The sequence below is a fragment of the Meridianimarinicoccus aquatilis genome, assembly GCF_004358675.1.
In the GTDB taxonomy this organism is placed as follows: Bacteria; Pseudomonadota; Alphaproteobacteria; order Rhodobacterales; family Rhodobacteraceae; genus Meridianimarinicoccus; species Meridianimarinicoccus aquatilis.
The window spans coordinates 1-10,415 of the sequence record NZ_SMZO01000086.1 but is presented as its reverse complement, the minus strand read 5'-3'; the positions used below and the strand labels follow the sequence as shown (position 1 = coordinate 10,415).

12 protein-coding genes and 1 pseudogene are annotated in these 10,415 nt (G+C 52.8%); 8 read left to right on the top strand and 5 right to left on the bottom strand.

All coding sequences use genetic code 11. The features are described from left to right. Nucleotides 1-407: ATP-binding protein (locus E2L05_RS19405; RefSeq protein WP_165971777.1), on the top strand; the 407-nt coding region annotated here is incomplete at its 5' end. Nucleotides 408-473: 66 nt separating this feature from the next. Here E2L05_RS19405 and E2L05_RS19400 read toward each other — a convergent pair. Continuing rightward, nucleotides 474-2,267 carry a DEAD/DEAH box helicase family protein gene (locus tag E2L05_RS19400; protein WP_133344594.1) on the bottom strand — a complete coding sequence of 598 codons (1,794 nt, stop codon included), beginning with the start codon at nt 2,265-2,267 and terminating at the stop codon, nt 474-476. Nucleotides 2,268-2,456: 189 nt separating this feature from the next. Here E2L05_RS19400 and E2L05_RS19395 point away from each other — a divergent pair, with 189 nt between their 5' ends. From E2L05_RS19395 to E2L05_RS19380, 4 genes are all read left to right on the top strand, one after another. Beyond that, on the top strand, nt 2,457-2,729 hold the full coding sequence (locus E2L05_RS19395; protein WP_165971820.1) for a type II toxin-antitoxin system Phd/YefM family antitoxin: 273 nt from the start codon (nt 2,457-2,459) through the stop codon (nt 2,727-2,729). Between the two features lie 8 nt (nt 2,730-2,737). After that, nucleotides 2,738-3,049: a type II toxin-antitoxin system RelE/ParE family toxin gene (locus E2L05_RS19390; RefSeq protein WP_133344590.1), complete on the top strand. Its 312-nt coding sequence runs from the start codon at nt 2,738-2,740 to the stop codon at nt 3,047-3,049. A 163-nt stretch (nt 3,050-3,212) separates the two neighbouring features. Further along, nucleotides 3,213-3,854: a hypothetical protein gene (locus tag E2L05_RS19385; protein WP_133344588.1), complete on the top strand. Its 642-nt coding sequence runs from the start codon at nt 3,213-3,215 to the stop codon at nt 3,852-3,854. Nucleotides 3,855-3,867: 13 nt separating this feature from the next. Continuing rightward, a complete protein-coding gene (locus tag E2L05_RS19380) occupies nt 3,868-4,101 on the top strand; it encodes a hypothetical protein (protein ID WP_133344586.1) in 234 nt (77 codons plus the stop codon). 23 nt (nt 4,102-4,124) lie between these two features. Here E2L05_RS19380 and E2L05_RS19375 read toward each other — a convergent pair whose 3' ends face one another. Then, nucleotides 4,125-5,483: a replication initiation protein gene (locus E2L05_RS19375; RefSeq protein WP_133344584.1), complete on the bottom strand. Its 1,359-nt coding sequence runs from the start codon at nt 5,481-5,483 to the stop codon at nt 4,125-4,127. A gap of 672 nt (nt 5,484-6,155) precedes the next feature. After that, a complete protein-coding gene (locus E2L05_RS19370) occupies nt 6,156-7,094 on the bottom strand; it encodes a toprim domain-containing protein (RefSeq protein ID WP_165971819.1) in 939 nt (312 codons plus the stop codon). A gap of 240 nt (nt 7,095-7,334) precedes the next feature. Between E2L05_RS19370 and E2L05_RS19365 the strand changes: the two are divergent. Further along, nucleotides 7,335-7,673 (top strand): annotated as a pseudogene (locus E2L05_RS19365) (DUF3768 domain-containing protein). A gap of 186 nt (nt 7,674-7,859) precedes the next feature. After that, nucleotides 7,860-8,072 carry a hypothetical protein gene (locus E2L05_RS19360; protein WP_133344580.1) on the top strand — a complete coding sequence of 71 codons (213 nt, stop codon included), beginning with the start codon at nt 7,860-7,862 and terminating at the stop codon, nt 8,070-8,072. A gap of 640 nt (nt 8,073-8,712) precedes the next feature. Here E2L05_RS19360 and E2L05_RS19355 read toward each other — a convergent pair. Together E2L05_RS19355 and E2L05_RS19350 are read right to left on the bottom strand one after the other, a co-directional pair. Then, nucleotides 8,713-9,066, bottom strand: coding sequence for a hypothetical protein (locus E2L05_RS19355; protein ID WP_133344578.1), 354 nt, complete (start codon nt 9,064-9,066; stop codon nt 8,713-8,715). A gap of 3 nt (nt 9,067-9,069) precedes the next feature. After that, nucleotides 9,070-9,522, bottom strand: a complete 453-nt coding sequence (locus E2L05_RS19350; RefSeq protein ID WP_133344576.1) for a hypothetical protein — start codon at nt 9,520-9,522, stop codon at nt 9,070-9,072. Between the two features lie 368 nt (nt 9,523-9,890). Between E2L05_RS19350 and E2L05_RS19345 the strand changes: the two genes are divergently transcribed. Continuing rightward, a partial coding sequence (locus E2L05_RS19345) for a transposase (RefSeq protein ID WP_208016242.1) occupies nt 9,891-10,415 on the top strand: 525 nt, incomplete at its 3' end.

Sequence of the window (10,415 nt, the reverse complement as noted above, 5' to 3'; positions counted from 1 at the left end):
ATCACAGATGCAAGGTGCGCTTCTACTCGACGGTGGAACTCGTCAACGCGCTGGAACAGGAAAAGGCGCTCGGGAAGGCCGGGAAAATGGCCGAGATGCTCACCAAGGTCGACTTGGTCATCCTCGACGAACTGGGATACCTGCCGTTCAGCTCATCAGGCGGCGCGCTCTTGTTCCACCTCCTGAGCAAACTCTACGAGCGCACCAGCGTGATCATCACCACAAACCTCAGCTTCTCAGAATGGGCGCAGGTCTTCGGGGATGCAAAGATGACAACCGCGCTCTTGGACCGGCTCACACACCGATGCCACATCCTGGAAACCGGCAACGACAGCTACCGCTTCAAAGCCAGCTCCGAAGCCGCCAAGAAAACAAGAAAGGACACACCAGCATTGACCACAACATAACCGCCGAGGAATAAACAAGGGTGGGTCAATTCTCGGTGAAAATACCGGGTCACTTCTCAGCAGAAATCAACAGTCGTCGCTATCAAAACGACCAGTCCGAGTGATTTTGATCGGCGTTTTGTTGAGGTCGCGCGTCGGCGGTGTCTTCGACCCTTTGCCGAGCTCTTCGCGAAGCTCTTCCTGATAGGTGCTGGCAAAGGCATGATAGCTTTGGTTTGCGACCACCGTGAGCAGGTTCACTTCCTGCCCTTCCTTAGTGCCTTCCGGGTCACGATAGCGCGTTCCGTCTTGCTTCACGCTGAGGCGCAGTCCGCGCCCTATCTCCTGGCGCTTCTTGATGGTGCTTTCGCTCTCGTTGAGGGTACAGATGGTGAAAACGTTCGGATTGTCCCACCCTACCCCAAGGGCTGAGTGCGAGAAGATGAACTCCAGCGGCTCTTCGAAAGACAGCAGGGTCTCTTTGTCCCGCAAAATCTTGTCGTAGATTTCTTTGTTGGTTGCCATGGAGCGCTCACTATCCGTGAACTCTCCCGCGCTTGTCTGAGCAAAGTACCCGTTGTGAACGTCCGCAATATTTTCTGGAGCGCGTCCAAATTTCTTCTCGAAGATCGCTTTGTACTCTTCGGTAAACAAACGGCGGATGAGGCCGTCTTCGGCCACATAGTTTGCTACGCGGTCGATGAAAAAGAGAGAAAGAGGTTTAATACCGATCGGGGCCACCCGCTCCTTGTGCTTGAAGTGGGCTTGAATGGCGCGACGGATTTGCTCTCGGAAGATGGCTTCCTTGTCGATGCCGTGCCCCCTGCCCTCTTCGAGCTGTTCGCCGTTGGTGAATTTAACGTAGGCGTCACCATCGAAGATATCAGTTGTCCCAATATCTTCGACCACCCAACCGTGATACACGGGGTTCTTGGTTTTATCTTCGAGGTCATCACCACGCTTCACCGTGAAGGCTTTCGACTTGAAGTCTCCGCCCACCAGGCGCTGGTTCAGCTGAAGCGTTGCGGTAGGTTCCTTGTTCCCGTTCAGCTTGATTTTCCGGAACTCGATAGACACGTTGCTTTGCGTGTTACTCTCATGGATAGAGAGCACCCCAATCTTCTTCACAAGACCACGATTATACGCGTCATAAGGCGTGAGCTGATGGACTATGTTCTTCGGGGTGCGGTGCGTTGCAGAAAAGCGCAGCTTGAAGAGCGGATTGAAGGCCGCAAGACGCTTTTGCATGTTCTCGGTATCCATCCCCTCTTGGGGTTCATCCATGATGATGATGGGCTGTACCTGTTGCAGCATCTCGAGCAGGTTTCCCCCGTCTCGCTCTTCGTCGTTGATGATCTTTTTGTCCGAGTCGAAGGCCTGCTTGTTCATCACCATAATGGAGAGATGGTTTGACACGCAGAAGCCGCGCACCTGCGGGAGTTTCTTCGAGTCGTACTCGATGACTTCGGCTACCGTCGCGTAGAGCTCAGAAAAGTGCTGCTTGGTCTGCCGCAGCTGCGTGAGCGTCCCTTCACGGATAGCTACACTTGGGACAACAATGAGAAATTTGTGCAGGCCGTAGCGTCGGTTCAGCTCGAAGATGGTACGCAGGTAGACGTAGGTCTTCCCGGTCCCTGTCTCCATCTCGATAGTGAAGTCGGGCTCCTGGCAAGACGCGGGGTCTTCAATGCTGTTCTCTTTCGCAACCGCTTGAGCGTTTGCGTACCAATCGTCGTGCGGGAGCTTCAGGATGTTTCGAGAGACCTCCCCATTCCAGAACCGTTCCTCAGGGCGCGTGTAAGGCGCTCCTTCAAACACCTTCACAATGGCGTCTACTGCTTCGCGCTGATGCGCTAGATTGGGTTCAAAGAGAAACTTCATAGATGGCACGTTCTTGGGTAAGGTACTGCACGGCAGCACAAGATATTGTTGTGATTATACGAATGAACGCCACTTTTCAAAATCGAAGTCATGCCTTGCCCTGCGCCTGAATCTACCCTCGAAAACTTTGCGTTTTCCGGATTTTCCGTATAATGTGGATATTACCCTCTAAGCACAAGGCCTATGAACATGAAGACCATGACCGCATCGGTCGCGAGCAAGGAGTTCGGGCGCTACCTGGACGCTGCGCAGCGCGAACCCGTGATTGTCACCAAGAAAAACCGCCCTGTGGCGGTTACCGTGTCCTTTCAGGACTGGGAGGAGCTGACCAAGCTTCGCATCGAGCGTGGCCTCGCCCAGGGGCTTGATGATATCGAGAATGGACGCTTCGAAGAGGTCAGCGATGCCAGCACAGCGGCTCGCCTTGCCCGCTTCAAGGATCGTAACTCCAGCGCCGCATGAAGGTAGTGATGACGCAGACCGCAAGCGAAAGCTTGTGGCCGATTTACCTGTACCACTCGGACTACTCGCAAGACTACGCCGAGGCCTTTCAGTACGAGATTGACCGCTTCATCCTGGAGCACCTGAGCAGCAATCCCCTGCTCGGGCACCTTTACCATGAGCCGCGCGGTATCCGGCGTCTGATTTTCCAGAAGCGCTACAACATCTACTACACACTTAGAGACGACACCGTCTTCGTGCTCTTCATCTTCGATGGACGGATGGGGATCAACCAGGACATCGAGGAGCACGGGCTCGATACCGATGACCTTATCGGGTAAATTTATAGTTTCGATTTAACCGAAACTATCAAAACACTCGAAACATCCAGAAGTCGGAGCCCAAGGGGGGGGGAATCCATCAAATAAGTTGTTTCGGTTAAACCGAAACACTTTGTTCAACAAGTTATTTGCATTCTTTAAGTTTACACATACAATCGAAACTATGAAAATAACCGTCTACAACATGAAGGGCTCAGCGGGGAAAACCCCGATAGCCACGAACATCGCGCTCGACAAGGAATACGCCTTGGCGACCAACGAGCCCTATAACCTCTTGGACGCGATCCTCCCGGAGGAACGGCTCTTCTCGCTTCAGCCAGACGAGGAGTTTCCCGAGTTTCCCGATGGCATCGACGTAGTTTTCGACCTTGCGGGGCTCATGTCGCGCGATGCGCGGCCAAGTATCGTCTCAGCGGTCTCGCAGTCCGATGTCGTGGTGGTGCCGATCTATAACGAGCTCAAGTGCATCCATGCAGGGATTCACACCATCAGAGAGCTTCAGCCATACAACAAGAACATCGTCGTGGTGGCGACGAAACTAGCAAAGCGCAAAGGCGAGGCCTTCAAAGACTGGAGCGACAGCGAGGACGCTAAAAACATCAAGGCGGTGGTCGATCATGCGATAGGGCAGGGGATACCCGTGCTCCCGCTGAAGTTTTCGCGCGTCTTTGATACGATCTTCGAGCAAGAGCGCTCCATTCGGCACATGATGGAAGAGGATGCCCTGGCTCGCTACACCTACCGCGAGGTGGCCGCGCAGTTTGATAGCTTACTTTCTTACCTCGAGCAGAACTATGCCAAGTAAAAACGACCTCTCTATGTTCAAAAAGGTTGAACCGGATAATTCGGTTAAACCGAGTGAACCGAAATCCATCCTTGCTCCAAAGACGACCGGAAGGAAGCCGAAGAAACCAGCGGACAAGGAGTCTGAGGTGGTGGCGATCAAGCTGACGCCCGCCGAGCTTGCCAAGCTCGAAGAAAAGGCGGGCCTCGTTCCGAAGTCCACCTATCTCAAGCACATCCTGAGAACTGAAACAGATATTTTTGAGTGACTCGAATAAATCGAATGTTTCGGTTAAACCAAAACAACAGGTTGTTTCAGTTGTTTCTCTAACTCTTCAATCCGCGCCCTCAGCGCTTCCGGCTCTTGTGAGCCGTTTTTTTGTGCCCACTCGGCAGGGGAGGGGAGGGCAAGACCGCGAGCCTCCCAGAATTTCTTGATATCCGGGAAGGTCAGGCGATCCTTCCAACCGCCTTTTTTGAAGGCGTTCACGTAGATGGTGCTGCTAAGTCCTAGCTGAAACTCTGCCGTAACAGCCTCCCTCTGGCCCTCAGAGAGCGCCTGGAAGGCATCTTCGATGATTTCCGCTGTATGCCAGCGATATGACGTCTCCGCCTCTCTCTGGGCCGTTTTAAGGGCTTCAAGCTCACGCTCCAGCTTCTCTCGAGCAGCTTTTCTCTCTTGTGCCGCTTCAAGCGCCTTCTTCTTGGCTGCATTTTCGTTGTGAAAATCCTGCTCCACGGCGGCCTTGAGGAAGCCCGCTTTGGACGACTTGATCTTCCCTTTCGCGGCTTCACTTCCAGCAAGGTCGAGCTTGTCGAAGATGTACTCTTCGTCATGCTCAAGCACCCAGGCACGGGCGAGGGTCTTGGAAATGCCTTCTGCAAGCAGGGCCTTATAGGCAGGCATCTGCGTGATGTCGTCCTCTGAATCCATGCCGATCAGCGAAAGTTGCGGGTTTGGCCGGATCAGGAAGCGAAGCCCGGTGACGCTGCGCCCTTTGCGCTTCGTCTCGAGCTCTATCTGGATGTTTGAAAGCTCATTCACTTCCTTCATCGCTGGTTGGATTACCGCGCGATTGAGGAGCTTGAACTGCTTGTAGCTGGTCATCTGATCGACCGACATCAGCTTGCGGAACACATCCACATCCCACCAAGGCGTGTGCGCGATATCCACATAGCGGTAGCAGTTTTCATAGAGCACCAAAGCATGGGCGCTCTTCATCTCCCTGAGAACGCTCAGATTGATCTTCGAGTACACGTCCGGATGGTAGAGCTTCTCGGCAAGCGACTGCTCATAACGATAGGTGCAGACCCCACCTTTGAGCTTCGCATAAGGAAGGAGCACCATCGCTTCCCAGGAGGTTTCCCCATCATCTTCGAGCACGTCGAACTCGACCACGGTTTCCATGAGCCCCTTAAGAGCTCCCTTGAGGTAGGCTGAGTTGTGGCTGTCGAAACCGATCATCTCACACAGAAGCGAAGCACTGATCTGATGCTCTTTGGCCGTCAGGAGCTGGTCATAGGCATTGTACAGCAGGGCGTTCACGAGCTTGCGCTGAAGCAGCGAAAGCTTCGCGCCAATGTGAATCGCAGCGACATGCTTCTTGAGTATCTGCTTGTCTTTGCTATATTTTTCAGGTTTCGTTTTCATAGGTGAATGAGATTACCGTTTATTCATTCACCATTCTACACATTTTCCGTGAGATGCAAGTTTTCTTCTCTGAAAGTGCTCGAAGGTCAGAGGTTAGCTCCCATATCCTTTCACCTAGCACCCCATAAACATACACCCATAAGGGAGGCTTGGGTGTCTCAAGCGGTCAGAAGTCCCATACTTTTCAGAGCCTTGAGTCGGCTCCCATATCCTTTCACCTTTCCGCCCCATAAACGTACACCATAGGAGGTTTTTCCCTTTGCAATCAGCCTCCTAAGCCATTGCTCCCATATCCTTTCACCTTTTGACCCCACAAACATACACCTTTCACAGGTAGCACCTTATTTTTTCGCTATTTTTCAGTACCTTACGGTCATTCGATTGCTGCTCCCATAAACGTTCACCTAAGCTCCCATATCCTTTCACCTTACGTCCCACATCTATTCACCCATCACGGTGCTTTGTTCCCATATCCTTTCACCTTTCAGCCCATAAACGTTCACCTTACCCCCTGTAAAATACTGATTTTAAGCCATTTTTCAGCCCCTAAACGTATTAAACGTTGTTCTATTAAACATACTAAACAACAACAGGGAGCCTTTCGGCCCCCTGTCTCCTGGTTGATGATTTTATCATTTTTGAATTTTTGAGGGATGAAAAGAAAAACATAGGCTACGCTTTTTGGCCAAGAAGCCATGCGTTGAGATCCTCATATCCTGCATAGTAGCTACGCATATCAGCGAGTTTGGAAGGTGCTTCAACAGATTCAAACAGTTTGCGCGTAGCAGCATTGCCCGCGTCGTCGTTGTCCAGGTACAGGCGCACCTCTTCAAAACGAGAATCGTTGATGTAGGGCAGAGCACGTTGCCAGAGGTTCGTCGTATTCAGCACCAGTACCGCGCCGACCGGCTGAGCTGGCTTGTCTTTCGATAAGTAGGAAAGGAAATCCATGAAGCCCTCGAAGACCTGGAGCCGGGTCGCGTCCGGCATATCATGGAAGGTCACGGCCTTACCGGTTCCGACGAAACCTTTGAACAAGGCATTGCGGGCTTCAAACCCATCCCCAGAAGGGTAACCGAGGGCGAAGTACTTTCCAGTGCTCTGAGGCCCCTTAAATTCGATTTCTCGCAGGTATTTCCGAGCGACATCATGGTCGATGCCACGTTTCGTCAGATATTGGAGCAGGGCAGGGTGCTGGAGTGTGCTTTGTGACACCAACTCAAAGGCCCCACTTTTTCCTTTTTCACCCTCAGTGACCTGATTTCTTGGCGAAGCCTCAGACTGGCGCGAAGCGCCGCGCGAGCTGGAGGTCATCGGCGCTGAAAGGGTAGGGGAGTAGAGGCGCGTTTGTTCCAGATGCCGAAGCGCGTCCCGCACGTCGCAAGAACACATCTCCCGCACGAGGTCGATGATGTTGCCGCCGTGGGCAACACCATGATCGAACCAGAGGTTTTTGACGGTATCGACCTTGAAAGACGGGTTTTCATCTCCGTCGCGGATAGGTGAATGATACCAGAGTTCCCGCCCGCCTTGGCGGGTTTTCTGTGGCTGGAGGCCCTGGCGCTCGAGGTACTGCTCGAGGGGAATGCATTTGGCTTGCGCGATGTTCATCGTTGGAAATGTTACACGAATAAGAGCGTTTGGGTGGTGAAAAGGGAGAGGGGAAGCCACAGTGAGCCTCGCAATTCTACCGCTACCCCTTGGCGTCAAGAACCGCGCTGCCGCTGGCCCTGGCGGGCACGGCGCGAACGGTTCACGCATTCGCTTTGACTGCCTTCGAGGGGAGGGCACGGTGGAAGTGCTTTGTCTCAGCTGCAAGGCTGGGGCGGTTTACTTTCTAACGTTTTGCTTATGACGTTACACAATGAGCGGTCCCGTGAGATTGCAGCGCTGAATGATTTGGCGCGAAAGACCCTTCAAGGATGTAGGGTAGTGTTTACCCCTGGTATCTTGGCCCTTGAGGGCTTTGAGCAGTTTGAGGTTCTTAACCTGGTCCGTGAGTTTGAAGCCTTTACGCCAGAAAACGACCCTTACGGCGAACATGATTTTTGATCATTCGACTACGAGGGACGCAAGATTTTCTGGAAATGGGACTATTTCAACAAGCTCAGCACACAACTGAGCCCAGACCCTACCAGCACCTCGATGACAAATCGGGTCCTGACGATCATGCTGGCCGAGGAATACTAGGCCGTGACCGCTTCGCGGGGTGAGCGTATCATCCCGCTTTTTTATTTCCTCATCTATCCAAAAATGAGTACATCTATCTTACTGAAAAACGGCGAAAAATCAAAAGTTTCTGCCTGAAATTTCCGCTATCCGAAGCGAGCTGCTTTCGAATTTTACCCAACCCCGCCAGAGGCGACACGGGCGCTTTTGTCCGTCGAAGCCTTCGAGGGCGACATCTGGGAACCGGCTTGCGGCGACGGAGCCATCTCGAAGGTGCTTGAGGCCGCAGGATACCAGGTGGTGTCTACGGACCTTATCGACCGAGGATACGGGGCAGGGGGGCACAACTTCCTGAAATCTGATAAGCCCCTTGCCAAGAACATCATCACGAACCCGCCCTACGGCACACATGGGCTTTGAGATGCCTTCGTTCGAAGAGCTCTCATCCATGCCCGCAAGACCGGGGGAAGCGTAGCTATGCTGCTCAACCTTCGTTCTCTCTGCAATCCAGACCGAACGCCGAGGTTCCAGCGTTGTCCGCCAACCGCGATCTACGCATTGGACGAGCTGACATGCTGGCCGGAAGGAAAGCCGGTGTCGCATCAGGCCCGCATCGCACGGCAGCAGTATTACTGGGCGATCTGGAGACCTGGGAAAGTTGAACGCCCAAGCTTCTGGTGGCTCTCAACCCGTCAGTTCAGAGACCCGCAATAGCGGGTTTCTTTTTTGCTTCCCTGTTAAAAACGGTTCATGGGTTATCGTACATCAGGTGGTCTAAGCGGACCAATAACTCATCGTTCAAGAAAACGGTCTGACCAGGCTGTCTTAGTACTTGAATAAACACATCTTCTCGGTCGCCATAGAAGGCTTCAAAGAGAATTGAATACCGTTCGCGTATATCCGCATACATTGTGTCGCTGTCATGGCATCCATACCAAAGGGATTGCTCCCAGCTAGCTATGGATGCCTGCCCCGCGTGGAAGATCATTTCTACACGTCTTTGTAATTCGTTTTCATGATGGGGTGACATCTGATCTCTCATTTCCCTGAACGAAGTTCTTCAATCTGCGTCGATGTGCAGTTGCCAAAGGGCTTCCTCGCTACAGCTCAGTCCGTGCCCCTTCAATCTTTCAATGCTGACGTTGAAGCCATCGTGTGAAAGGTCATATCGGATGTTCGATTCCTGAGCCCGCAACTTGTCTTCGGACCAAGTTTCGCTTGTTTGGGCGCGGCATCGAATACCGAAGCGTAGCAACAGCGTTCCACCGTCAAACCAATTCCCTGCCGAATCCGCTAGGTCAAATTTCTTGGACTTTGTGCGAAGAATAAGCTCTCCGTCCATGCCATATAGGGATTTGTCAGAGCGCTTTGGCCACTTGGTCCAAACAGTGGTGGAGCATTCTTGATAGTTCATGCGTCACTCCTTGATCTTGATACGAATGGCGCTGACTGGAAGTTCGAGAGCATTAGCCAGAAGTGTTCTGTGCATCTCGATGATTTCATCGTCTTCTAGGGTTACGTCTTCTTCGTGGATGTCGATCCGATCAATTTCGCCCATGGCCGCTTTCCCAATGTGAGAGCGAGGCGTCCAGAATTCGAAGCGAGTGTCGCTGCCTCGTCGGCCAACGATGAATCGTCCCAACATCAGCTCGTCCAGTTGCTTCATAATTGCGATGGCTTCTTTCCGTGTAACGACCATTTGGTCATCAAGGTGAAGACGGCCCCATCTTGTCGATTGTTGTTCAAAATGCTCGACGGAGGAACTGAGGACGTTGTTTGTGTACTCTGACAGCCATCCGAACACAGCTCGTGCCGAGGCGCTGTCCTTCGCTATCTGCCGCAACGTTTGAACTACTTTTTTCGATTCCACTGTAATACTCCTTATGTTTATAAGGGATATAAGAATCGCTTGGTGAGGTGTCAATCCTAAAATCCCATAATGTACTTAAGGAAGTTAAGGGGTTCTCTTATTGATAGCCCATAGCTTCCCGCGCAAGGTAGATAGAGTCCTAAAAAATTTGACAAAACTCACTTTTCTCGCACAATTCTCCCCGACCGCGTAACCGCGTTCACCCATCCAACCACCAGTCTTTCGGGACTGGTGGGAGCCAGCCTCGAGAGACCCCAATCAGGGGAGAAGAGGAGATATAGCTGAAAGTTGGTGATGGCCCCTGAGGGGCGGCATATCATGGCGTTGTTCACGCGCCGCAATTCTCTGCAGAGAAAAGGATATGCCACATGACGAAGACTATCATCACGACCTTGCCCGATCCACATGGATTTTCAGCTGACCCGTTGACTGACCTTCTGCGTTCAGGTGCGCGCAGCCTGATCCAGCAAGCAGTTGAAGCAGAGCTTTCGGTGTTGTTGGAGGCCTATTCCGGCGACCGGATCGAGGATGGTCGCGCTCGGCTTGTCCGCCACGGGCATTTGCCGGAACGCCAGGTGATGACTGGGATCGGTACTGTGCCGGTCAAGGTGCCGCGCGTGCGAGACCGGGGCGACACCGCTGAGAAAGTCCGGTTCACCTCGACAATCCTGCCGCCCTATTTGCGCAAAGCCAAATCCATCGAAGAACTGCTGCCCTGGCTTTATCTCAAAGGCATTTCCACTGGCGACTTTCACGAAGCACTTGCCGCACTTTTGGGCCCCAATGCAGCGGGGCTGTCATCAACGACAATTTCTCGGCTTAAAGCTGACTGGTGGGACGACTACGACCGCTGGCAACGCCGCGATCTCAGCACGCGCCGGTTCGTCTACATC